We start from the raw sequence: 26,219 nt of genomic DNA, 5'->3' as shown, positions 1-26,219 counted from the left end.
GAGTCTTATTTTTTAAATATCTTTTTCAAAATAAGTCCCATTACAAAAGGTACTCTGGCAATATTATGCTGAAGTGTCTTGAACCCGTCTATTGTAAATTTGGTATCTTCTGTCATCCCATATTCTGAAAAATCTACTTCAGGAACGGCTTTATGTTTAAAGGTAACATTCATTAAGTTGTACTGATGGATCACCTGGATGTACATCTCCTTACTGTCTTCCACAGAAAAATTAGGGTAATGACGATAGCTGTTGTGCGCTCTTTCTTTCAGCATTGTTTTGAAATTATCTACACTTTCTGCTAAACTTACAAAAGGGTTTACTGCCTCATTATAGACATTCACAACTGCTTTACGGTCCGGAAGCATGGTAAGTTGATATCCTCTTCTTAAATCTATTACCAGATCATGGATGGGTTTGAAATGTTCTTGTACCGTTTTTATATAATCCTGATGCAGCATGTCGTCGTTATCCAGTTCGCTGGTGATCACAAATTTTGTGTCTGGAGTAAAAAACTGTGGGATTATCTCTACAGCTTTCGTTTTCATAACATCAAAATCTTCTACAAATACCGCTTTGAAAGTAGGGTATTCTGTTTCAATTTCTTTGATGATTTTTCTAAACTTATCAGATGTATTGGTATCGAAAAATGTAAGCCAGACGTAGTTTTGATTGGTTTGATTTTGATAAGAAGGAAGTACATAAGTTCTGAATAACCTGAAACGGTCATCCAGCCATTCTTCAGTAAGAGGTTTATATCCTGAACGTGTTTCGTTCCAGCCTTTTGTAGGAACATTGAATCTTGTCATTATCACGTGTACAAATTGACTCATCTAAATAAATTTATTTAAAGTTACATAATTTTACAAGGGTTTCTGCTTATATCTGTTTGGCAGTACCCAGCTCATTTGTGTAGTTTTTATGGAAATATAGTTGTCTGAAGTACATTGAACGCAGGTTTAGCCATCTACTTTCTTTCTGAAAAGCTTGTAGTAAAATCTTTTAAAAGAAAGATATTTTGCAACTACAGCCAGCGGAATCATTTTTTGAAATTCCTTTCTTTGCTGTACAAGTTGTGTTGTACGAACTTCTATGATTTGATAAGCCAGCTTGTCATGAACTTCTTCACCGTAAAGTTTTTTTAATGTCGGTAAAATTTTAAGACGCTGTTTCATGATCTTGAGCGGATCAGCGGACATATTATCATTCACATCTTTTCTGTAATGAGCCAGGGGTTCATTAATCAGAAGAGCATCAGGATTGTCTTTGGTGATATAAATCCACATTACCCAGTCTTCACAGCTGGTAAGAGTGGTGTCAAAAAGGAATCCTTCCAAAAGCTTTTTATGTATCAAAGCACAGTGGATAGGAATGGAAAATCTGAGATCCCAGCCATATACAATTCCATCAAATGTAAGAAAACTCTGTTCTACATCTTTATAGCCCGGAAGGTGGGTTTGGTTTCTGTAGATGGTATACTGACTTACAATCAGCGGGTATTCTTTGTCTCCTGCAAAGCTCTTTGAAAACTTTTCACGGTGTATAAGGTCATCGGAATCCAAAAACTGTATATAATCTCCGGTAACGATTTCCAGAGCAGCATTTCTTGCAGAAGATAAGCCGCCGTTTTCTTTATAAAGATATTTAAAACGACTGTCTTTTTTTACCCATTTATCAGCTACTTCATCAGTATTATCGGGTGATCCGTCATTGACAATGATGCATTCCCAATTTTCATAAGTCTGATCCAGTATAGACTGCAGACATTCATCTAAAAACTGAGCCTGTTTGTAGCAGGGAACAATTACGGATATTTTGGGATTCATTTTCATTTTTTATTCAATAGGTTTAATGTGTTTTTTATTCTTCAGTTGGTAATAAAACCTCCGCTTTTTCGGCTTTAATGATCTCTGAAATTTTCTGGTCGAAGGTACAAAATTATTTTTTCGGCACAGAATGGTATCTTTCAGAAGCAATCATATAAGATCTTCTATAAATAAGATGAATAGATTTTTTTTAAGTATTCATCAGGAGACAGACCGGCGAAAAAATCTTCTGTAAGGCTGTTGAATTCTATATTATAAAAGGAACCTTCATCCACTGTTTCATAATCTGCATTTTTTGCAAGATGATTTTCCAGCTGAGACAAAATCTCCGGTAATGAATACTGGTAAGGATAGGCCAAATTGACAATCTCATTGTTGAGGTCTTGCATATACTTCCCGACAAATGATGCAATATCATCTGTACCAATCAGGATTCTTCTTGCATTGCTGTGAATGGTAAGCTTATTTTCTGATAAAATTGAGTTTTTAAGAAAGTTGATCAGTGTATTGGGATTTCCTCCGCGGCCTACAGCGTTTCCTACCCTGAAAATAATAAAGCTGGAACATTGCTCAGCAATTATTTTTTCAATCGTAATTTTATGAACAACATAAGGGCTGTCTGTTTTGGTGGGGTCATAAATACTGCATGTGGAAAAATAGATCAGCTTTTTATCTGGATGCTGGCTAATAACCAATTTCAGCAGAGATATTTCTCTTTCAAATTCAGCAGGATTTTTTTCCAGCGAATTGGAAACTCCTGATGCAAAAAAAACAACATCCTCTTTATCATAAAGTCTTACGGCATTTGCCAGAATTCCACTACCAATAATCATATGCTTCTTTTCTAATTAAGATGTTAGTTTTAAATCTTTTAGGTACATCAACAGATTTAAAGTTTTTTAAAGATTTTAAAAAGTCCAATTGTATTCCCCAATTTTGCCCATCTTGAATTTTTTACATGATTCAATTGGTTAAGTGCCTGGTCATATTTCTTTTTCGGAACATAGCTCTGAAGAAAAAGATCTTCAACACTTATGTTTCTTCTTTCTGCCATTTTGATCAGGGCAACCCAGTGCCAGAACAAGGCTTTTTCTGAATTTTTGGTCGTAGAAATCCCATTATCATGGATTCTGTATAAATATAAATCTTCATCAATATATTTAACCGGGGCTATTTCGCACATTTTCATGTACCAGTCTTTATCTTCAGCAATTTTTAAGAAAGGATCAATGCCGGACGTTTTTTCATAAATCTTCTTTTTGAAAGTAACGAAATGTGAAATCTCTGCATTGAAGTTAAAGTAAGACTGATCCAGTTCTGTGATTTGTTTTGCTTTATGAACAGACAGAGGATTCAGGTTTTCATCACAACGGACAAAATTTGAATAAACCAAACCTGCTTCCGGATAATCGGAATGTGTTTTTAAAACAATTTCCAGAGCGTGAGGAGCCAAAGCGTCATCAGGGTCCAGAAAACCACATATTTCTGATTCAGCAAAATTTATTAATCTCTTTTTTGTATATCCGATTCCTCTGTTTTGGTCATTCTGATGTATTTTAAACCGGGAATCATCACCTATAATCTTTTTAATAACTTCAAGAGAATCATCGGTAGAGCCGTCATCTAAAATTACCGCTTCCCAATCTGTTTCAGTCTGCGCAACTAAGCTTTGGCAGCATTTTTCAAAAAAATGTCCATTGTTGTAATTGGCAATAAGTACACTGAATTTACTCATTTCGACTGTGTTTATTCAATATTTTTTTTAATGCATTCAGATATCCGAAACCATGTTTTCTATCTGGTTCCAGAATATTTCCTTCTGCCCATTCGTTCCAGGATTTAACAATTAAAAACTGTTCAGGATAGTCTTTTTTATCTTCAAGATATTTTGCAGCTTTTTCAACCTGCTGTTCAAATATTTCCGGGGAATTATTAGCAAGTATAATGCCTCGATAGCCGCTTCTTGGAGTATTGTCCCAATTAGGCAGGATACATGGATAGGTAGGAACGTTGCTTTCTTCAAACTTTAAATCGTTGACTACCGCCTGGGCGTCCTGAATTCTAACTTTAGGCTGTTCTTTTTTCTTAATTCCGATTAATCCTTTTATCCTGTTTTTATAATATTGAGAATGGGAGATATATTCTTTTTTATCAATATGAGGTACCCATGCTTTCTGAAAAGCATTAGAAATCTTACTGTCATATCCCATAGACTGAAAATCAAGGTCATCACGGAGCTTATTGGATGCCATCACATATAGACCATCAAATCCGTTTTCTTTTGCAAGCTCTCTGAATCTGGAAATATAGTGTGAATCTCCATCATTTAAATGGTTGGGATCATAGATGATTAAAAGAGGTTTGTTGTCCACTTTTATATACCTCTCATCTTTAAAGAAAGGAAGAAGATATTCAAAATGGGCAATTAAGTCCTGTTCGTTTGGGTAAACCTGTTTTGCCAGTATTTTTTCTGACAACCCGTGCCATATTCCTGACCATGTTTCATTGGCCCAGCAGAAGCAAAACGGGAAATCTGGCTTTCCTGATTTTAAAACATCGTTTGCAACACGTTCCAATAGTTGTTTGCCATTACCAAACCAGTAGTGATAATAGATAAACCCGTGTACTCCATAGTCTTTTGCCATCTGAGCCTGCTGCTCTCTTACTTCAGGAACCCGTAGATCATAATATCCCAGATCTCCAGGATATATAGGTTGTTCATGCCCTTCAAATAAAGGTTGGGCTTTTCCTACATTCGTCCATTCTGTGAATCCTTTTCCCCACCATTCGTCATTTTCAGGGACAGGATGGTATTGAGGGAGATAAAATGCAAGGGGCTTTATTTTTTTTATCATTGATTTAAGAATAATGTTACCAACTTTTATAATAAACTTTTTGAAGATAAAGCATTGTATTGTAAGTAAACTTTCCTACATTCTTCAGTATTAACTTCTCGCTAAGTGTTTTATTATCAAGTTCTCTAAGGTATTTTTTATGACTTTCCGTCAATTTGTTTTCTTTATAAGCCTCATGAATAAGTTTTAGAATTTTCTTTTTCATTTCAGGCTCTTCTTTGTGTTTCATATAAATATCAAAGAATGATACATCTAAAAAGTTTTTCTTTTTATGAGAATTCGTGGCGTGCATTCTATAGCTGCAGGATTTGTTGTCATCATAAATGAAGTCATATTTCTGACTTAACCTCAGCCACATATCATAATCCTCAAACGTTAAAGTTTCATCCCATCCTCCAATCTCTTTTATCAAAGAAGATTTTGTGACACATGACATTGCGGGAAGAAAATTATCTTCAAGCAATCTTTTGTAAAAGTTTCCTGATTCAATACTCAGATATCTATGAAAATAAGGAATAAAAGTGTTTTGAAAGCGTACAGAATTATCGTCTATTATATGGGCATTTGAAAATACAAGAGCTTCGTTAGGGGACGATTTTTCAAGAATAGACACATGCCTTTCAATTTTATCAGGCTCCATAAGATCATCAAGGGCTATCGTAATAATATACTTACCCTTTGAGATATTCAGAAGTTCATTCAAAGATTTACAAATTCCTTTATTCTGAGAATGAGGAATAAACTGGATATTCAGTTGGGGATTGTCTTTGATCCAATTACTGATGACTTCTACAGAATTGTCTTTAGAACAATCGTCACAAATCAGGATCTCAATATTATTATAGTTCTGAGATTTGAAACTTTCTAAGGATTCTACTACAAACCGTGATTGATTATAGCTAAGACATAATATAGAAACCAATGGTAATTCGGACATTTTTTTTTGTTTAGAATTATTAATAATTTAAAGTATTAGTATGGCTATTCTAGTTGTTCTTTAGCACCTTCAATACCCAGTAAACTCTGTATTTTTTTTCCTTCTTCATCTAAAGAATAAATCAACTCTTTTTTATTCCCCTTTACTAAATAAATTTCAGAGGGAACTATATTGGCATTATCGATAAATTCAGGAATAACTAATTCCAATGTGTATCCATCTAAGAATTTTTCATTTAAAAATTCGGGTTTAATATGTATTGTTGGATTTAAGCTGTCAACAGAGACTCTATTTAGTTTTGTTGCTACCAGTTGTGAATGTATAGGACTTAAGCCAATACGAAATAATTTATTTTTTGTGATGTAATGATATCCGTTTTCTTCTAAAGTTACCGGATTATGATATACCATCTTTTCAAGATGTTTTAAAAGACCTTGAGAATGGTATACTGTGGCATCAACGGAAAAAGGAAATGTCCAATGATGAAATTCAGAGTCAGAATAATAATCCCATTGATAATATCCATCTTTTTTTTCTATATAACTTGGATGTCCATCAAGGTTTTCCCCAACATACATTCTATAGGATGCGTTTTCCGGATTGTCTCTGATAATATTAAAAACTTCTTCAGGGATATTTACTTCTTCATAAAAAACACCATCATCTGTATTGAACATTACAAATTCACAATTGCTTTCACGAATTATTTTTTGAAGAAGTCCCTTGAAGTTATCACTTTTTTTATTGAACAGATTTTTTTCTTTAAAAAACTTCCAGTCTTTTTTAGAGTTTAAAGCTTTAATATAGGAAGAATCAAAAAATACAGGTTTTCGTTCAACAAAAGAAATACCTTTGTCTTCATACTTTCTTTTTAACAGTTCATAGCCATCTTTATGAGCTCCGGTCGTGTGGTAAAGAATTACAACTTTAGAATCGGTTTTAAAACGATCCAAAATAGACTGGATAAGATAATCCAGCTGAACTGCACGGTTATAGGAAAAGATTACATTAAGTACCATTAGCTAAAAGAATTTAAGGTGTTGATTATTTGGGTAACTTCATTGTCTGTCATTACAGGAGAAATCGGTAAGCTTAATACTTCATTATGAATTTTCTCTGTAATGGGCAGCTGCAATTCCTTAAGATTGGAATAAGCTTCCTGGTGATGAGGTGGAATAGGGTAATGAATCAAAGTTTGTATACCGTTTTCTTCAAGGTATTTCTGAAGATGATCTCTATTATCGGTTCTGATAACAAAGAGGTGATATACATGGCTGCTTTCTTCTATTTTATGATGAGGAAGTATAATTTTTGGATTTATTATTTCCGTAAGATAACGATCTGCAATTTCTTTTCTTCTGTTATTCTCTTTATCCAAATATTTAAGTTTTACAGAAAGTACCGCTGCCTGTATTTCGTCTAACCGCGAGTTATACCCTTGATATTGATTGATATATTTCTTCTGAGAGCCATAGTTGGCTAATGTTCTGATGCATCTTGCAAGTGCCTCATCTTTGCAGGAAACGGCGCCTGCATCACCTAATGCTCCTAAATTTTTTCCAGGGTAGAAACTGAAGCCTGCGGCATCTCCCAGACTTCCGGATTTTTTGTTGTTCCAGACAGCGCCGATAGCTTGTGCATTATCTTCAACTATTTGTAGATTATATTTTTCGGAAACAGTTTTAATTTCGTCTGAAAAAACAATGCTTCCGTATAAATGCACCAAGAGAATGGCTTTGGTTTTGGAGGATATTTTTTCTTCTATTTGAGCTAAATCTATATTGTAAGTTTCAATATCTGGTTCTACTAAAACGGGAACTAATTTATTATCTGTAATGGCAAGAAGGGAAGCAATGTATGTATTGGCGGGAACCAAAACTTCATCACCTTCTTTCATGATTCCAAGTTCTATATATGCTCTGAAAATCAGTCTTAAAGCATCAAGACCGTTAGCAACTCCAATTGCATGGGGAACATTACAATAGGTTGAAAGTTGTTTTTCAAAAGCCTGTACTTTTTCACCCAACAAATACCATCCAGAACGGAAAGTCTGTAATATGGCATCTTCAATTTCCCGCTGATGAGAAAGGTTTACTGTTTGTAGGTCTAGAAATTTAATCATTGTTGTTTTTCTTTAAAAATTTTGCAGGATTTCCTACCCATATTTCATTGTTGGGAACATCTTTTGTAACGACACTTCCTGCTCCAACAAGGGCATTTTCTCCTATTGTTACTCCTGCTAATATTGTGGTATTTGCACCAATAGATGCTCCTTTTTTTACTAAGGTTTTTACTAATTTAAAATCCTTATTTTTGGATTTTGGAAACAAATCATTTGTAAAAGTTACGTTAGGACCAATGAAGGCATCGTCTTCAATTGTTATTCCGTCCCAGATTTGTACACCGGGTTTTACTGTTACGTTATCACCAATTACAGCTTGATTTTCAATCAATACCTGACAATTGATATTACAGCCTTTACCAATAGTTGCATTTTTTAATATCACACAGAATTGCCATATAGAAGTACCCTCACCGATATTTTGAGACTGAACGTCTGCTAAAGGATGTATCATTTTGTATAACTTTTAAATTCATCAAAATCTCTGAAGTAATCTTTTTCATCATATAATTCCGAAGCTAAGCATAATAAAACTGCACTATGGCTGAATTTGATATCTCTCCATATCAGTTTGGGGATATAAAGTCCTTTTGAAGGAGAATCTAAAATGAAACTTTCTTTATTTCCCTTTAGATCTAAGGTATTAAACTCAATAGTTCCGGAAACCGCAAATATGATTTGCTGAAGTTCTTTGTGGGCGTGTCCTCCACGGATAACATCCTGAGGTGTATAATAAGTCCAGTAGACTCTTTTGATTTCAAAAGGGACATTTTTTTGATTTTCAGCTACAGTAATGTATCCTAAATCCTGAGAACCAATTTTAGAAAAATTTATTATATGAGGACTATCCATGTGAATATGGGTTTTTAATAATGCTGATAAATGTATAAAATTATTAGCTATGAAATTATTGTGGTTTTATTCAGATTCTTTCAACTTTGTGCGTGATACGTGGAAACAAAATTCCTGGCGACTTTATGATTTCACCAAATTGATTCTGCATTCCATGTACTTCAAACCCAAATAATTCTGTTCTAAAAGCTATGTCAGATCTATTTATTCCCCAAAAGAAATCAAAATAATAAGAATCTTCATTAATTGTGTAGGGAGGGATTTCAAAGCTTACAGTGTAATCTCCTTTTTCTGAATTTTTATTTTGACTTACCATCATTCCTGTACTCATTACGGTAAGATCATGACTGTTTTTTAAAAAGAATGAAAGATCAATATCTACACTCTCCAGTTTACTCATAAAAGTAACGGTTACTCTAATTCCCGATTTAATATTAATCATATCACCATTGATGGGCTCCGCTTTATATGATTTCACTAAAATCTTGTTATTTTCAACTTTTATCTCGTCATTTGAATAGTCATAAAGAAATTTAATATCGCTGTTTTTTTGATATTCAATAATACATTTATTGATGTCACCCTGAGCCACAAGATTTCCTCTGTCCAGTAAAATGCCATAATTACAAAGCTCTTTAATTGCTGTAATATTGTGGCTTACAAAAAGAATTGTTCTTCCTTCTCCTTTAGTAACATCCCCCATTTTTCCCAAACATTTTTTCTGAAATTCGGCATCACCTACGGCAAGAACTTCATCTATGATAAGAATTTCGGATTCGAGATGTGCGGCAACTGCAAAGGCTAAACGAACATACATCCCTGAGGAATATCTTTTTACGGGAGTGTCTATATATCGTTCTACTCCTGAAAAATCAACAATTTCATCAAACTTTCGTGTGATTTCTTTTCTTGTCATTCCAAGGATAGCTCCGTTCAGATAAACATTTTCACGTCCAGTCATTTCAGGATGAAAGCCTGTTCCAACCTCCAGAAGAGAAGCAATTCTTCCATTACTGTATATTTTACCTGTGGTAGGTTTGGTAACCTTACTCAAAAGCTTCAGTAATGTAGATTTGCCCGCACCATTTCTGCCAATAATTCCTACAGCGTCTCCCTGCTCTATTTCAAAGTTGATATTCTGTAGTGACCATACATATTCTGAATCTCCTTTTGTTGCTCTGTCATTGGCTTCTCCAATTTTCAGATAAGGATCTTCTTTTCCTCTTACTTTATGCCAGAATCTGTTGAGGTCATGAGAAAGAGTTCCTGTTCCGACTTGTCCCAGACGGTATTGTTTAGATATATTTTCTGCTTTTAAAGACAGCATATTTTGAATAATTTAAAATTAATAAAAAGGCACTAGTAAACATTATACTGTATCCATAAAGCTTTTTTCAACTTTATTGAAGACAAAAATTCCTATCATTAAAAGAATAAGAATGATAATTGTGCTGATTCCAAGCATCGCGGGAGAGAAATCTCCTACACCGATCCACGCATATTTAAAGCATTCAAAAATACCTGTCAAGGGATTATAATATGCCAGTTTTTTGAAAAATCCCGGTAATGAGGAAACTGGATATATTACTGGAGTTGCATACATATATAAGCTTACCCCAAAACCTAAAAGCATTGCTAAATCTTTATATTTCGTAGTAAGTGAAGAAAAGATCATTCCAACACCTAATGCAAAAAGTGCCATCAGAAGTATGAGAAATGGAGTTGCAAGAATCCAGATATTGGGATGGGCTTCTCCTTTATAATAATAATACCCCCAGGTAAGGATGAATAAAACAAACTGCACCCCAAACCTCATAAGGTTGGAGATAACAATAGATAGTGGCGTTACCAGTCTAGGAAAATATACTTTTCCAAAAATTCCGGCATTTCCGGTAAAAGTAGAGGATGTTGCCAATAATGAGGAAGAAAAATAATTCCAAAGAGTGACACCGGCCAGATAAAAAAGAAGAGGCGGAGCTCCATCTGTTGGGAGCTTGGCAATTCTTCCAAAAATAATTAGGTATACAATGGTTGTTAGAATGGGATTGATAAAAAACCATATAGGTCCTAAAATAGTCTGCTTAAAACTGGATATAAAGTCTCTTTTTACAAACATATAAACAAGATCTTTGTATCTCCAGACTTCTTTTAGCTTCAAGTCAAATAACGAATGATCTGCATCAATCGTCTCAGTCCACTTCTGTTGTGGTTCATTCATCTGTGTAAGTTTTTGCAAATTTATAATAATTAATTCTTACCATATCTTTTAGTTTATAAATTTTCATGATAAATAAAACTAAAAAGCAACAACTAATATATTGATATTTGGTGGTATGAACAAAAACTATTGGCTATAAAGCCAATAGTCTATGATTTTTATAAATTGTATTTGTTATTTACCAATAAGTTGTTTCAGGTATTCACCATAGCCGCTTTTGCCATATTTGGCCGCGGTTTCAAGAAGTTTCTCTTCATTAATGAATTTATTTCTGAATGCAATTTCTTCAATGCATCCGATTTTAAATCCTTGTCTTTTTTCAATAACACTTACAAATTCTGAAGCGTCATGAAGAGAATCAAAAGTTCCGGTGTCCAGCCATGCAGTACCTCTGTCCAGAACAGCAACTTCAAGCTTTTCGTTTTTTAAATAGACATTGTTGATATCGGTAATCTCCAGCTCACCCCTTGCAGAAGGCTGAATGTTTTTAGCGATTTCTACTACATTATTATCATAAAAATAAAGACCAGGTACGGCATAATTTGACTTTGGATTTAGAGGTTTTTCTTCAATAGAAACAGCCTTTAAGTCTTTGTCAAATTCTACAACACCATATCTTTCCGGGTCGGCAACGTGATAGGCAAAAACAACTCCTCCATCCGGATTGGTTTTATTTTTTAGTAAAGTTCCCATTTCGGAACCGTAGAAAATATTATCACCCAGTACCAGTGCAGCAGAATCATTGCCAATAAACTGGTCACCCAAAATAAATGCCTGTGCAAGACCGTCGGGGCTTGGCTGTACAATGTATTCTATATTACAGCCGATTTGAGAGCCATCGCCCAGAAGCTTGATAAAACCAGCCTGGTCATGTGGAGTAGTGATAATCAGAATATCCTTGATTCCTGCTAAAAGTAGCGTAGAAAGTGGATAGTAGATCATAGGTTTGTCGTAAACAGGCATCAGCTGCTTACTTACTGCAATAGTTAGAGGGTAAAGTCTTGTTCCGGATCCTCCGGCTAATATTATTCCTTTCATTTGGTGGTGCGTATTACGCTTATTTCTTTTGTGTTGTAAGTTGAATTTCTTTTGCTATTTATAGATGGTTATTAAAGAATAAAAGGTTGTTTCGGCTATTCTTTATCTTTTCTCAATAGCTGAGTGATTAGCTGTATTGCTTGCTATAGTAATCCTGATAGTTTCCTGAAGTTACATTTTCAAGCCACTCTTTGTTTTCAAGATACCAGTCAATTGTTTTACCCAATCCTTCTTCAAAGGTTACTGACGGTTTCCATCCTAAATCTTTATTTAGTTTTGTTGCATCAATAGCGTAACGTTTGTCGTGGCCTGGTCTGTCTTTTACAAACGTAATCAGTTTTTGAGAATAACCTTCCGGTTTTTCAAGTTTAGCATCTATTTGCTTGATGAGTTCCTTTACAAGATCAATATTCTGCCACTCATTGAATCCTCCGATATTATAAGTCTCACCAGTTTTTGCTTCCATAAAGATTTGATGAATCGCTTTGGCGTGATCAATTACAAATAACCAGTCTCTGGTGTATTTTCCGTCACCGTAAATAGGAAGAGGCCTTTCGTTGATAATATTTGAGATACAAAGAGGGATCAGTTTTTCAGGAAAGTGATTGGGTCCGTAATTATTTGAACAGTTGGAAACGATGAACGGCATTCCATATGTATTTCCATAAGCTCTTACCAAATGGTCAGAAGCTGCTTTTGAAGCAGAATACGGAGATTGAGGGTCATATGAAGTTGTTTCTAAAAAGAATCCTGTTTCCCCTAAACTTCCATATACTTCATCAGTTGAAATATGGTAAAAAAGGTTTGTTCTTTTTTCATCTGGGAATCTGCCATGAGTATGGTCAGGATTTAATGTCCAAAACTCTTTACAAAGATTCAGAAGATTAGCTGTTCCGTTTACATTGGTGTTGATGAACGCCATTGGATCGGTAATACTTCTGTCAACATGACTTTCTGCGGCTAAATGTACTACAGCATCAGGATTGTATTTTTCAAAAACTTTTCTAAGTTCTTCAGGTTGCGTGATGTCTGCTTTTTCGAAAACATAATTAGGCTCATTTTCTATGTCCTTTAAGTTTTCCAGATTTCCGGCGTAGGTAAGAGCATCAAGGTTGATGATCGTAATGTCCGGGTTGTTCTTTACAAATTCTCTTACAACATGGGAGCCAATGAAGCCGGCGCCTCCTGTAATGATAATGTTTTTCATTTATTTATTTTGAGATGGTCTTTCTTCCTATACTTTTATAATGAAATCCATTTTGTTCAGGGATTTCCAGCGGATACATATTTCTGCCGTCAAAAATGACTTTATTTTTCATTTTTTTCGCCATAAGCTCAAAGTTTGGATTTTTGAACTCAGGCCATTCTGTAGCAATAAATAATGCGTCAACATCTTCCAGTGCATCATACATTCCTTTGGCATATTGTATTTTGTCGCCAATAAGTTTCTGAACATTGCTTTCTGCAACAGCATCATACGCTATAATCTCAGCGCCCTTTTCTAGTAAAAGAGCAATATTGTCTAAAGATGAAGCTTCCCTGATGTCATCTGTATTTGCTTTGAAGGCAAGTCCCCACATGGCAATTTTCTTTCCTTCTATATTTCCTCCGAAATATTTTTCAATTTCAGATACCAGAATTACTTTTTGAGTGGTATTTACATTTTCAGTAGCTTCAAGAATCTGAAAATTAAAATCTTCCTGTTTTCCGGATTTTATAAGGGCTTTTACATCTTTAGGAAAACAGCTTCCTCCATATCCTATTCCAGGGAATAAGAATCTATGCCCGATTCTATCATCGCTACCCATTCCGAGTCTTACCTTGTCTACATCTGCACCTACTTTTTCACAATAGTTGGCAATTTCATTCATAAAGGTAATCTTTACTGCTAAAAAAGAGTTTGCTGCATATTTTGTTAGTTCCGATGACTTCTCATCCATAAAGATGATCGGGATTCCTGTATTGGTAAAAGGCTGGTAAATTTTAGACATAATGTCTTTTGCCCTTTCTGAGCTGGCGCCTACAACTACTCTTGAGGGATTCATAGAGTCTTCCACAGCAAAACCTTCTCTTAAAAATTCAGGATTTGAAACTACGTCAAAAGGGAGTTTGGTTTTAGATGAGATTGTTTCTCTTACCCTGTCTGCAGTTCCTACGGGAACGGTACTTTTATTGACAATAACTTTATATTCTGTCATCAGCTCACCAATATTATTGGCTACATGAAGTACATAAGATAAATCTGCCGAACCGTCTTCTCCTGGAGGAGTCGGTAATGCAAGATATATGACTTCGCTTTTGTCTAAGGCTTCTTTAAGATCGGTCGTGAAAAATAATCTTTCAGATTGGATGTTTCTTAAAAACATTTCTTCAAGGTTCGGCTCATAGATGGGAACAATGCCGTTTTTCAAACCTTCTACTTTTTTTTCATCAATATCAACACAGTATACTGAATTGCCAAGTTCTGCCAGAGTAGTTCCTGTAACTAATCCTACATAACCTGTTCCTACAATCGTTATATTCAAAATGTTTGTTTTTAAATTCTAGAGACAAAAGTAATAAAAATCCTGTGACATATTCCTTTAATTTATTGTAAATGAATCTGGCGCTATTTGCTTGATACTTAAGATAATTTTGTGTTTTTAGAAAAAATGCGTATATTTGCAATGGATTTACGGGAAAAAATGGGAAGGCTTCGGAAGAAAGCCTTTTTTCGTACTGTAAATCAAGATAAAATTATATGGAGTTTAGAAAAAGAATTGATGAATTATTAAATGAATTCCTTGAGACCAGAAAAGATCTGTTTCTGATTGATCTTAAAATTTCTGCAGGGGATGATATTACAGTGATTTTAGATGGTGATAATGGAGTTTCACTGCAGGACTGCCTTGATGCAAGCCGTGCAATAGAATTCAATATGGATCGTGAAGAGCATGACTTCAGCCTTCAGGTGATGTCTGCCGGATTGAGCGAGCCATTATCCACACCAAGACAGTTCGGTAAAAATATTGGGAGAGAAATTGAGGTGATGCTGGAGGATTCTTCTAAAATAGAAGGAGAATTGTCAAAAGTAGATGATGAGAAGATCACACTTACTTTACGTTACCGCAAGCCGAAAGATATCGGAAAAGGGAAAGTAGATGTAGAAGAGGAGAAAGAGATTTCTTACTCCGAGATCAAAAAAGCGTTAGTAGTAATTAAATTTTAAAAAGAAAAAAGAATAGATGGATAATATAGCGTTGATTGAATCCTTTGGTGATTTTAAAGACGAAAAGGGGATCAGTAAAATTGATCTTATGGCAATTATTGAAGATTCACTGAAGACTCTTTTGAGAAAAAGATTTGACTCAGATGATCATTTTGATGTGATTGTAAACCCGGATAAAGGAGATTTTCAGATATTTTTAAATAAAACAATTGTAGAGGACGAAATGTCTGAAGATGATGATTTGGAAATTGAAATTTCTGAAGCAAAGAAGATTGACCCTACCTTCGAAGTAGGTGAGGACTTTACAATGGAAATTCCTGTGGCACAATTAGGAAGAAGAAATATTCTTACCCTTAAGCAGATTCTGGCTACAAAACTTCAGGAGCACAATAATGCAATGCTGTACGAACAGTTTAGAGATAAAATTGGGGAAATTGTTGTTGGGGAAGTTCACCATATCCGTCACAAGCACGTGATTTTGTTGGATGATGAAGGAAATGAATTTATTTTACCAAAAGAAAACCAGATCCCATCCGATTTCTTTAAAAAGGGTGAGAATATCAGAGCTATTGTTGAAACAGTAGACTTTAAAGGTTCTAAACCACAGATTATTATTTCCAGAACTGCACCTAAATTCCTTGAGAAATTATTAGAGCTGGAAATTCCTGAGATCCAGGACGGAACAATTATGCTGAAAAAGGTAGTAAGAATTCCTGGTGAAAAGGCGAAGATTGCAGTAGATGCTTATGATGACAGAATTGATCCGGTAGGTGCCTGTGTAGGTGTTAAAGGATCTAGAATTCACGGGGTTGTAAGAGAGTTGAGAAATGAAAACATCGATGTTATTCAGTGGTCTAAAAACCCTGAGATTTTGGTGAAGAGAGCTTTAGGAAATGTTACCGTCAATAAAATTGACATCAATGAGGAGCAAAACTATGCATTAGTATATACTCCTGTTGAAGAGATTTCTAAAGTAATTGGAAAACAAGGACAGAATATTAGACTGGCTTCTTGGTTGTCAGGATATGAAATTGATGTATACAGAGAGTCCAGCGAGGATGACGATGTTGAATTGAGAGAATTTAATGACGATATCGAGCAGTGGATTTTGGATGAGTTTAAGAAAGTAGGACTTACAACTGCAAAATCAGTATTAGATAAAGAAACTGAAAGTCTTTTAAATATGGTAGACCTTGAAGAAGAAACAATCGAAGAGGTGAAACGTGTTTTGAGAGAAGAATTTGAAGATTAAAATTTAAATAAATTTTAATAAACAGTAAAAAGGAAATACTTTAATTTTAAAAATTAAAAAACAGTAAATAATATAGATGCCAAAAATTAGATTAAATAAAGCGGTTAAGGAATTCAATATTTCGATGTCCAGATTAGTAGAATTTTTACAGTCAAGGGGTTTCGTGGTTGAAAGCAATCCTAACGCTCAATTGGAAGAATCGGCATATTCTGCATTGGAGGCTGAGTTTGCTAAGGATGGCGAACAAAGAAAGGCTTCCCATGAGGTGGTAATCACTAAAGTTCCGGAAGAAAAACTGGAAATTGAAGAAAAGAAAACCCCTGAAGTGATAAGAGCTAAAGCAAATAAACCAGAAACTAGAATTTTAGGTAAAATAGATTTAGAACCTAAGAAGCCTGAAGTTGAGGAAGCTCCTGCAGCTCCTGTGGCTCCTGTTGCTACACCGGTTGAAGAAAAGAAAGAAGAAATCGTGAAAGAAGAACAACCGGAAGTGAAAGCAGCTCCTGAAAAACAGGAATTCAAAGTTTTGGATAAAATTGATTTGTCTCAAATAGAATCTAGAAACAGACCTGTGAAAAAAGACAAGCCAAAAATGGAGGAGAAAAAAGAAGAAGTTAAACCTGTGGAACCAGTAAAAGAAACTCCTAAACCCGCTGTTGTAGTGGAGAAAAAAGTGGAAACTCCAAAAGTAGAGGCTGAACCTGAATCTCAGGAGCCTCAGAAAATTGAAACAGTTTATCAGAAACTTGACGGTCCTAAGATCGTTGGGGAGAAGATTGACTTGACTCAATTTGCACCAAAACCAGGTTCTGGAGCAAAAAAGAAAAGAAAGAGAATTGAAAAACCTGGTGGCCCGAATAACCAACAAGGTCAAGGGAATAATCAAAACTCAGGAAATAATAACAACCAAGGTGGACAAGGTCAAGGCCAAGGAAACCGTCCGCAGAATAATGGTGGACAAGGTGGTAACCGTCAAGGTCAGGGAGGACAAGGAAATCGTCCTCAAGGTCAAGGAGGTCAGGGTGGAAACCGTTTTGGAAATAACCAAGGTGGTGGAAATCGTCCTCAAGGTCAAGGTGGTGGCGGCTTCAAAAAAGGAGGCCCTAACAACAGACCTGGACAAAGAGTTATGCCAGTTGAGTTAACTGACGAGCAAGTTAAAAATCAGATTAAAGAAACATTAGAAAAACTTACTAACAAAGGAGGTAAATCTAAATCTGCAAAACACAGAAAAGACAAAAGAACTTTCCGTAGAGAGCAGGATGAGCGTCAGCAGGAGCTTGAAGCACAAGACAGAACTCTTAAAGTAACAGAATTCATCACTGTAGGTGAATTGGCAAGTTTGATGAATGTTTCTCCAACTGAAGTAATCTCTGCTTGTTTCTCATTAGGTGTAATGGTGACCATGAACCAAAGACTTGAAGCTGATACTTTATTATTGGTGGCAGATGAATTTGGTTATAAAATTGAATTCTCGGATGCTGATCTTGAAGAGACAGACAGCGAAGATGAAATTGATACTGAAGAAAGCTTAGTTTCAAGAGCACCAGTAGTTACTGTAATGGGACACGTTGACCACGGTAAAACTTCATTATTGGATTATGTTAGAAAAACTAACGTAATTGCAGGTGAATCCGGAGGTATTACCCAGCACATTGGTGCTTATAATGTGAAACTGGAAAACGGTCAGAGAATTACATTCTTAGATACTCCTGGTCACGAAGCCTTTACGGCAATGAGAGCGAGAGGTGCACAGATCACGGATATTGCAATTATTGTAATTGCTGCTGATGATGATGTAATGCCACAGACAAAAGAAGCTATTGCTCACGCCCAAGCTGCACAAGTGCCTATGATTATTGCAATCAATAAGGTTGATAAACCAAATGCAAACCCTGATAATATTCGTCAACAACTTTCAGGCTTAAACCCTCCGGTTTTAGTTGAAGAATGGGGAGGAAATGTTCAGGCGCAGGAGATTTCAGCGAAGTTTGGTAATAATGTAGACGTATTATTGGAGAAAGTTTTATTACAAGCTGAAATGCTTGAATTAAAAGCGAACCCTGAACGTTCTGCAAATGGTGTTGTTATTGAAGCATCTCTGGATAAAGGTAGAGGTTATGTTGCTACAATGTTAGTACAAACTGGAACCTTAAAAGTAGGAGACTATGTAGTAGCAGGTAAAAATCATGGTAAAGTAAAAGCTTTGCTTGATGAAAGAGGGAAAAACCTTACAGAGGCTGGTCCTTCAATTCCTGCAACAATCTTAGGTTTAGACGGAGCACCTACAGCTGGTGATAAATTCCGTGTATACGCTGACGAAAGTGAAGGTAAAGCTATTGCAAATAAGAGAGAACAACTTCAGAGAGAACTTTCTATTAGAACGAAAAAACATACAACGCTTGAAGAATTAGGTAGACGTATTGCTTTAGGAGAATTCAAAGAATTGAATATTATTCTTAAAGGTGACGTGGATGGATCTGTGGAAGCACTTTCTGATCAGTTACAAAGATTGTCTACAGAAGAAATCAGCGTGAAAATTCTTCACTCAGGTGTAGGACAGATTACAGAGTCTGATATCAACTTGGCGGCAGCATCAGATGCTATTATCATTGGATTCAACGTGAGAGCTGGAGCTAATGCAAAAGAGCTTGCAGATCGTGAGGAAATTGAGATCAGAACTTATTCTGTAATCTATAAAGCAATTGATGAGGTAAAAGAAGCAATGGAAGGAATGCTTTCTCCTGAAATTCAGGAGCAGGTAATTGGTAATGTTGAAATCCGTGAGGTATTCAAGATTTCTAAAGTTGGTTCAATTGCCGGATGTATGGTTCTTACTGGAAAAGTTACAAGACAGTCGAGAGTACGTCTATTGAGAGATGGTATTGTTAAATTTGATGGTGAACTTGAAAGCTTGAAGCGTTTCAAAGACGATGTTAAAGAAGTCACAAAAGGCTACGAATGTGGTCTGAACCTGAAAGGTTATAATGATATCGAAATCGGAGATATTCTTGAGGTATACGAAGAAGTAGCTGTTAAGAAGAAACTGAAATAAATATATCCTAAATATGTGAAAACCACTTTTTTATAAAGTGGTTTTTTTATTTTTCATACTCTTCTAATTTGTAATAGATCTAAATAATATTTTTTGGATTGTTAATAATTCGCTAAAGTGAATTCAGAAAAGAAAAAAAATATTATTTTTTAAATAAAAACCGCTTATTATTATTGAATCCTATTTTATTTACATGTTTTTTAAATGAAACATTAAAAAAATCAAGTGTTTGAAAGTTAGTTTAATTTGTGGATGTTAATATTTATTAACATATTTGCTCATTAAATATATTAAAATTTGTTAATATGAATGTTAAACTAAGTGTATTAACGGCTGGTGTCTTGTTTTTTTCAGGGCAAGCTGTGTTTGCTCAAACCGACACGACTAAAAGTACCAAACAAATTGAGGAGGTAGTTGTTTTAGGGTATAGCAAAAAAAGTACTAAAGCTAAGTCTACTGCTGCATCAGTAACAATTGACTCTAAAGCTCTTGAGAATCGTCCGAATGTTTCATTTATTAATTCTCTTCAAGGAAATGCTCCAGGTATTAGTATTAATTCAACTTCTGGATCTCCTGGTTCTGGAAAGATTAATGTTATGGTACGTGGTCTATCTTCAATCAATGCATCAACAGATCCTCTTTATGTTATTGATGGATTAATTACTTCTGCATCTCAATTTAGAAACTTAAATCCAGAAGATATTGATAATATCAGTATTCTAAAAGATGCACAAGCTACTGCTATCTATGGTAACAGAGGTGCTAATGGTGTTGTTGTTATCAATACTAAAAATGCCAGATACAATAGTGGATTAAGAGTAACATATGATATGCTTACTTCATTCTCTGTATTACCTAAGACTAAATACAATATGTTAGGTGCAAAAGATTTATTGAATCTTGAACACCAATATGAAGTTGGGCAAGGAGGAGATATGACTCAAGATGAAATTAATGCTTGGACAACTGATACAGATTGGAATAAGCAGTTCTTTCAAACGGCTATGCTACAGCAACATACATTAGGGATAAGTGCTGGAGGGAAAAATATTAATAATTATACATCTTTAGGATATTTAAATACTGATGGAACATTCAAGTCCACAGATTTCCAAAGATTTACTTTAAGAAATAATTTAAGTGGTAAATCGGATAATGGAAAGTTAACTTTCGGGATGCAATTAGCTGTGGGGTATTCTAAGCGTCATCAGCTGGATCAGGAAACCAATGATAATATTTCTGCAAACATTATTCAAAACCCATTATTTGGTTCTTTAAGAACCCCAGGTTACATGGAGCCGTATCCATTTATTAATGGACAAGATATGTTTAACCAAATTGGTGGAGCTGGGGGAAATTATCCAGGTTGGGTTCTTTCGGATATTGTAAGAGGAGGAATTATTAATCTATTCACAGAAACTTCAGTACTTGCAAATGCAAACGTAAACTATAAAATTACAGATTGGTTATCTGTAGGAAACAGAACAGGTATGGACTTTAGAGAAAGTGACCGTACTTTTGCACGTCATCCTACTGGTTATCTTTCTCTTGCAGCAAGAGCAGCAGGAGCTCAATATGGAGGTTTCGAGCAGATGACAAATACAAAAGATTTGACATTTAACTCTGTAACTAACATTACATTTGATAAAAAATTTGGTGAGCATTCATTAACAGTTGCTGCTTATTTAGATTATCTGAAAGCTCATTACTTATTTAAGAGTAATACCCAAAATGGATTAGATCCTTTTAACTGGGCATTTGGTTCGGGGACGGGATATATTCCATTTAATCCTGCAACACCATCTTTATATGTGCCACAAGTATCAGCAGGTAAAGTTAATGCAGGAACATTAGCTGTAATCGGAACATTAGAATATGATTATGCTGGTAAGTATGGAGTTAGTGCAACAGTGAGAAGAGATGGATCGTATAGATTCCCTAAAGAGAACAGATGGGAAACATTCTGGTCAGTGGGAGGACGTTGGAACATTGAAAAAGAAAGCTTCCTTGAAGGATCTACTGTAGTAAACATGTTAAAGCTTAGAGGATCTTACGGTACTACAGGTAACCAGAACTTAATACAACCAGCAAATAATGGTAACCCATTATTTGTAGGTACAAACATATATACCGATTTAATTGCTAGTAATACAGGATATATGAATTCTGTAGGTTACAATGCTGTTTTAGGTAACCCAAATGTTAGATGGGAAAAAGTAAGCCAGGCTAATATTGGAGTAGATTTTGGTTTGTTTAGAAATTTCGTAGAAGGTACTGTTGATGTTTATAGAAAAAAGACAGAAAGATTATTCAATTCTATTACATTATCTGCTGTTAATGGACAGTATACAATCAATGGTAACAATGGAGAACTTGAAAATAAAGGTATTGAAGCATCATTAAAATTCAATATTCTTAAAAATAAGGACTATAGTGTGTCTATATTTGCTAATGGTGCTTATAATAAAAACAAGATTTTATCTTTCGAAGGAGCAGATCTTTCAGATGATAATGTAAATGCTGCAGGAGGTCCTATCGGACAATGGAATTTGTATCATTATGCAGGCGTTAATCCAGCTACAGGAGAACAGCAATTTATTGGAAAAAATGGGCAGATGACAGAATCTCCTTCTCCAGATGATAAGGTATTAACAGGAAAATCTTATGTTCCTAAATTTACTGGAGGATTTGGTGTAAATGCTAATTACAAAGGATGGTTTGCTGATGTATTATTTAGTTATCAAGCTGGAGGATGGATGTATGATAACGTTTATTCTTGGTTAATGGATCCTAGCTCTTTAGGTACCGGAGCAAATTTTGCCGGAGATATCTTAAACTCTTGGACACCTGATAATCAAAACACAAATATTCCATCTATGACAGCAAATAATACAGGGTTGGAAGGTTCTTCAGATAGATACCTTTTCAAAACTGACTTTATTCGTCTGAAGAATATTACTTTTGGATATAACTTTAGTAAAGATTTATTGAAAAATCTTCCAATTACTGGAATTAAAGTATTTGTTCAGGGTGAAAATTTAGCAACATTTACAAAGTGGAAAGGGTATGATCCTGAACCAATGTTTGCATATTCATTAGGTGTTTATCCAAATCCAAAAACGATTTCAGTAGGACTTAATGTGCAATTTTAATAATAAGTTGAAATGAAAAAATTAATTTTAAATATATCTATAATTGGTTCTGTTTTAGTTTCTTTAGGAACGTTACAGAGCTGTAATGATGCAATTGAGACGAATTTGCAGCCAGGGACAGTTGAAGATAATGGAACTCCATTTACGACTACTGACGCTCTTTATAATTATTTAATGGGTAATGTTTATGGTACACTTGAACCTCAATACCCAATCTATACTACTGCTGTACTTTCTGATGAAGTAAAACCAGGTGCATCTAGTGGAGGTCAGGAATTTCAATTACACCGTTATTTTTTAACTTCACAGGAAGTAAGAGTGGCTGAAATTTGGCAAAATAATTATGCAGTTATTAACCACGTTAATCGTCTGATAAGAGGTTCTGCAGGGATTACCCCTCTTAATGCTAATGATCAGATAAGATTGAACCAAATTCTGGCTCAGGCAAGAACTTTAAGAGCATTTGCTTATTTACAATTAGAATCTCTATTCTCAACAAATATGGCAGATCCTAATGCTCTAGGAGTTATTTTACTTAAAGATGTTCCGGGCCTTGATTCTAAACTTCCAAGATCAAAGAATTCAGATATTTATACTTTTATTGAGGCAGATTTAACGTATGCAAGAAGCTTTTTTGCAACTGCAAACCTTTCTGCCGCTATAACTAATCCCAACCAATATTTTATTGGGAAAAGTGCTGTAGATGCGATTTCAGCTAGATATTTCCTATACAAAGGAGATTATGCACAAGCTAAAACCTACGCACAAGCAGTAGTCAATAGTGCTTCTGCAAACGGGTTCCCATTAGCATCTGCTAATCCTATTACGACTACTGCGAGTGGTCCTAATATTGATAGTGGTACTTGGAGAGGTCAGTTCTACGCGGTTGGAGCATCTTTCAATCCTTACAGACAAATGTGGGTAGATCAAAGTAGGGGAGAAGCTGTATTTTCTTTAGGACGTATTGCACTTGGAGGAAACGGATTAGCTATAGGTTCCGTTTGGAATACGAATAGTTCTGCTCTTAGTGGATCTCCAATGTGGTTCTGGGGACGTAACTTGTATAATTTGATGGAGTCAGCTTATGGACCAAGTGCTACCCCTGGAGGAGCACCTACTGGAGGAGATATTAGATTTTTAGTAAATAGAGACCCTACAAACTCTCCAAATCCAAACTATGCAACTTTATATCCTAATAATTTAGGTCAGACAAGAAGTACAGACCGATTAGTAATTGATAAATATCCAGGTAAGACAGGTACGAATACTAGAAATGATATCAAGTTGTTCAGATTATCTGAAATGTATTTTATTTTAGCTGAATGTGCTGTGAATGATGGGCAGCTTCCTACTGCAGCCGGATATATCAAAAATGTAAGAGATGCAAGAAACTTTATTGCTCCAGTAGCATTACCAGTATATGCTAGTGCTCAGGCTGCTTGGGCTGATGTACTAAAAGAAAGACGTGTTGAATTAGCTATAGAAGGACATCGTTATATAGATCTTAAGCGTCTAGCTGTTAAAGCAGGTGTATCTATGGATAGAAATAATACAGATGATATCGTGTTAACTTCGAATTTAACTAATGGAGATTATAGATATACACTACCAATTCCATTATCTGAAACTTCTGGAAATCCAAATGCACAACAAAACCCTGGTTATTAATCATACAATAATCATTTGATATAGAACCCCTGCTCAAAGCAGGGGTTTTTTATGTCCTTTTATTTCTTATTTTTGCTGTACAATAATGAATAATGAAGTACATCCTTTTCATACTCTTCTCTTTAAGTTTTGTAGCCAAGGCTCAGGTTGTTAATAAAGCTGATACCAAGCCTCAATCTAAAAAAGAAGATACTCTTGTGATAGACTCAGGGAAAAAAGATTCTCTGAAAATTTTCAAGCCTACTATTAATGATTACCTGTATCAGACTCAGTTTTCTGAAAAGAAAGTTTTTGATACCGTAATGACTTTTGATAAAACTTATATCTTTTCACAACAAAATAATAAAGATAACTTCGGAAGAGTGCAGACTGCCAATATAGGATCAGGATTCAACCCTCTGGTATTTGAGGTGAATGATGAGCAGAATCTTTCCTTATTGCCATCTAATAAATCTTATATGATCATTGGGGCAAATGATGTGAAATACTATGATGTAAAAACACCTACCGCTACATTTGTTTATCATAATGCCATGCGAAACGGGGCGGCTTTAACATCTACTTACACCCAGAATATCGGAAAAAGATTCAATTTTGCTCTTGAATATATGGGACTTCGTTCTCAGGGCCTTTACAGAAACTCATTAGCAGCGAATAATAATACATTGTTTTCAGGGCACTATATTTCAAAAAGTGGAAACTATGAACTTTTTGCTCACTATCTTCATCAAAACGTAAACAATCAGGAAAGTGGGGGTATCACTGAAGATAATCTGTTTATGAATGGGGACAGTAATTATAGCAACAGACAAAACGCTCAAGTAAACCTTGCGTCTAGCAGTTCACAGTTTTCTTACAGAAGATACTACCTTAGCCATCAGTTTACGCCTTTCAATTCTGAGAAATTTCCTTTTAGCATAAGACATATTATTTCTCATCAGGGGAATAAATATTATTATAACCAGTCAGGGTTAGAGTCTTATTGGTATGATGCTCCTACCGAATTAGTTAATGGCTTCCCATTAACAACAAAAAAATATTCTGAAAATTTAAGTAACACAGTAAGTTTAATTTTTAATAATAAAAACTTCAAACTGGATGCTGGTGTACGATATCAGATGATCAAATTGGGAATAAGAGATGTTGTTGCGCTTAATGGTGTTCCTTTCCCTGGTGAACTTAAAGAAAACAGAATCGGAGCCGTAGGAAATTTACAGGTAAAACTTTGGGATAAAATTCAGCTGAATTCATTCCTTGAATTTTCAAACGGAAGCCAGTTTAAAAGCTATCTTAAAACAACCAATAACCTGAAGTTCGAGCCTATCAAAGATTATTTCGTTAATGCTAAAGTAAATTTCCAAAGTGCTTATCCTTCATTTAATTATTTGTTGAATACTTCTGTTTACAATAATTTCAATTATTATCTTGAAAATGCAAAGAACCAGTCTGTAATGGAAGTAGGAGGAAGCATTAATTTGAAATGGTTTAAAACAGAGATTTTTGCCAACTATTTCAGAATAGATAACTTTACTTATTTTGACAGCAACGGAAATCCGAAGCAAAGTGATAATTCTGTGAATATCTCTCAGATCGGTGGTGACGCTACATTCAGCTTCAACAAATTCCATTTGAATACAAGGGTGCATTTCCAAAATACTTTAACGAATAAAGAATTACTTCCTATGCCAAGTTTCATTGGTAGAGCCAATTTCTTCTACCAGACACAAGCATTCAAAAAAGCAGCGGAAATTCAGGCAGGTATTAAAGTATATTACTTCTCTAAGTTTGCATCAAGAGATTATTTCCCTGTTCTTAATGAATATATCCTTCCCAGAGCAGATTCATTTTCAATTGGAGGACAGCCTATCGCCGATATCTATATCAATATGAAAGTGAAAAAGATGTTCTTTTTCATAGAAGGGCAGCAGATAGGAACGGTTATCTCTAATAACAAAGCATATGCATTTCCACATTACCCGGTATATGATTTCAGATTGAACATCGGAATCGTGTGGTATTTGTTCAACTAAAAACTG

The 26,219-nt window shown here is 35.0% G+C and carries 21 protein-coding genes; 6 read left to right on the top strand and 15 right to left on the bottom strand.

All coding sequences use genetic code 11. The features are described 5' to 3' along the window. Nucleotides 1-5: 5 nt before the first annotated feature. The 15 genes from AC57AW_RS04680 to AC57AW_RS04610 form a co-directional block, all read right to left on the bottom strand. Complete coding sequence (locus tag AC57AW_RS04680; RefSeq protein ID WP_496350989.1) at nt 6-833, bottom strand: glycosyltransferase; 828 nt, start codon at nt 831-833, stop codon at nt 6-8. A gap of 126 nt (nt 834-959) precedes the next feature. Next, nucleotides 960-1,826, bottom strand: a complete 867-nt coding sequence (locus AC57AW_RS04675) for a glycosyltransferase family 2 protein (protein ID WP_496350988.1) — start codon at nt 1,824-1,826, stop codon at nt 960-962. Nucleotides 1,827-1,990: 164 nt separating this feature from the next. Beyond that, nucleotides 1,991-2,659, bottom strand: a complete 669-nt coding sequence (locus AC57AW_RS04670; RefSeq protein ID WP_496350987.1) for an NAD-dependent epimerase/dehydratase family protein — start codon at nt 2,657-2,659, stop codon at nt 1,991-1,993. A gap of 56 nt (nt 2,660-2,715) precedes the next feature. Continuing rightward, nucleotides 2,716-3,561, bottom strand: a complete 846-nt coding sequence (locus AC57AW_RS04665; protein ID WP_496350986.1) for a glycosyltransferase family 2 protein — start codon at nt 3,559-3,561, stop codon at nt 2,716-2,718. Next, nucleotides 3,554-4,681: a glycosyltransferase WbsX family protein gene (locus tag AC57AW_RS04660; RefSeq protein ID WP_496350985.1), complete on the bottom strand. Its 1,128-nt coding sequence runs from the start codon at nt 4,679-4,681 to the stop codon at nt 3,554-3,556. Before AC57AW_RS04660 ends, AC57AW_RS04665 begins: the two co-directional genes overlap by 8 nt. A 16-nt stretch (nt 4,682-4,697) precedes the next feature. Then, entirely contained in the window at nt 4,698-5,618 is a 921-nt protein-coding gene (locus AC57AW_RS04655; RefSeq protein WP_496350984.1) for a glycosyltransferase, read from the bottom strand. A gap of 44 nt (nt 5,619-5,662) precedes the next feature. After that, entirely contained in the window at nt 5,663-6,571 is a 909-nt protein-coding gene (locus AC57AW_RS04650) for a hypothetical protein (protein WP_496350983.1), read from the bottom strand. A gap of 65 nt (nt 6,572-6,636) precedes the next feature. Next, nucleotides 6,637-7,740, bottom strand: a complete 1,104-nt coding sequence (locus AC57AW_RS04645; protein WP_496350982.1) for a DegT/DnrJ/EryC1/StrS family aminotransferase — start codon at nt 7,738-7,740, stop codon at nt 6,637-6,639. Next, nucleotides 7,733-8,194: an acyltransferase gene (locus AC57AW_RS04640; protein ID WP_496350981.1), complete on the bottom strand. Its 462-nt coding sequence runs from the start codon at nt 8,192-8,194 to the stop codon at nt 7,733-7,735. The genes AC57AW_RS04645 and AC57AW_RS04640 overlap by 8 nt, the downstream gene beginning before the upstream one ends. Then, on the bottom strand, nt 8,191-8,592 hold the full coding sequence (locus tag AC57AW_RS04635; RefSeq protein WP_496350980.1) for a sugar 3,4-ketoisomerase: 402 nt from the start codon (nt 8,590-8,592) through the stop codon (nt 8,191-8,193). Before AC57AW_RS04635 ends, AC57AW_RS04640 begins: the two co-directional genes overlap by 4 nt. Before the next feature lie 70 nt (nt 8,593-8,662). Further along, entirely contained in the window at nt 8,663-9,919 is a 1,257-nt protein-coding gene (locus AC57AW_RS04630) for an ABC transporter ATP-binding protein (protein WP_496350979.1), read from the bottom strand. Between the two features lie 42 nt (nt 9,920-9,961). Next, nucleotides 9,962-10,810, bottom strand: coding sequence for an ABC transporter permease (locus tag AC57AW_RS04625; protein ID WP_496350978.1), 849 nt, complete (start codon nt 10,808-10,810; stop codon nt 9,962-9,964). Between the two features lie 174 nt (nt 10,811-10,984). Next, nucleotides 10,985-11,848, bottom strand: a complete 864-nt coding sequence (gene rfbA / locus AC57AW_RS04620) for a glucose-1-phosphate thymidylyltransferase RfbA (RefSeq protein WP_318847312.1) — start codon at nt 11,846-11,848, stop codon at nt 10,985-10,987. 127 nt (nt 11,849-11,975) lie between these two features. Further along, nucleotides 11,976-13,055, bottom strand: coding sequence for a dTDP-glucose 4,6-dehydratase (rfbB, locus tag AC57AW_RS04615; protein WP_496350977.1), 1,080 nt, complete (start codon nt 13,053-13,055; stop codon nt 11,976-11,978). A gap of 4 nt (nt 13,056-13,059) precedes the next feature. Further along, nucleotides 13,060-14,373, bottom strand: coding sequence for a UDP-glucose dehydrogenase family protein (locus AC57AW_RS04610; RefSeq protein ID WP_496350976.1), 1,314 nt, complete (start codon nt 14,371-14,373; stop codon nt 13,060-13,062). A gap of 215 nt (nt 14,374-14,588) precedes the next feature. Here AC57AW_RS04610 and rimP point away from each other — a divergent pair, with 215 nt between their 5' ends. The 6 genes from rimP (at nt 14,589) to AC57AW_RS04580 (ending at nt 26,213) form a co-directional block, all read left to right on the top strand. After that, on the top strand, nt 14,589-15,056 hold the full coding sequence (gene rimP, locus AC57AW_RS04605) for a ribosome assembly cofactor RimP (RefSeq protein WP_255813581.1): 468 nt from the start codon (nt 14,589-14,591) through the stop codon (nt 15,054-15,056). 16 nt (nt 15,057-15,072) lie between these two features. Next, the gene (gene nusA, locus AC57AW_RS04600) at nt 15,073-16,308 is read left to right on the top strand and encodes a transcription termination factor NusA (protein ID WP_496350975.1); all 1,236 of its coding nucleotides are present in this window, start codon (nt 15,073-15,075) and stop codon (nt 16,306-16,308) included. A 76-nt stretch (nt 16,309-16,384) separates the two neighbouring features. Further along, nucleotides 16,385-19,363, top strand: a complete 2,979-nt coding sequence (gene infB, locus AC57AW_RS04595) for a translation initiation factor IF-2 (protein ID WP_318847308.1) — start codon at nt 16,385-16,387, stop codon at nt 19,361-19,363. Nucleotides 19,364-19,668: 305 nt separating this feature from the next. Continuing rightward, complete coding sequence (locus tag AC57AW_RS04590; RefSeq protein WP_496350974.1) at nt 19,669-22,515, top strand: SusC/RagA family TonB-linked outer membrane protein; 2,847 nt, start codon at nt 19,669-19,671, stop codon at nt 22,513-22,515. Nucleotides 22,516-22,527: 12 nt separating this feature from the next. After that, on the top strand, nt 22,528-24,183 hold the full coding sequence (locus AC57AW_RS04585; RefSeq protein ID WP_496350973.1) for a RagB/SusD family nutrient uptake outer membrane protein: 1,656 nt from the start codon (nt 22,528-22,530) through the stop codon (nt 24,181-24,183). Nucleotides 24,184-24,275: 92 nt separating this feature from the next. Beyond that, nucleotides 24,276-26,213 (top strand): putative porin, encoded by a 1,938-nt coding sequence (locus AC57AW_RS04580; RefSeq protein WP_496350972.1) that lies wholly within the window; start codon nt 24,276-24,278, stop codon nt 26,211-26,213. Nucleotides 26,214-26,219: the final 6 nt, after the last annotated feature.

This window comes from Chryseobacterium sp. BGA-UO-ETr-SB22, from assembly GCF_059567885.1.
The sequence above is the reverse complement of the archived record's forward strand: the minus strand, read 5'-3'. Positions and strand labels throughout refer to the sequence as shown.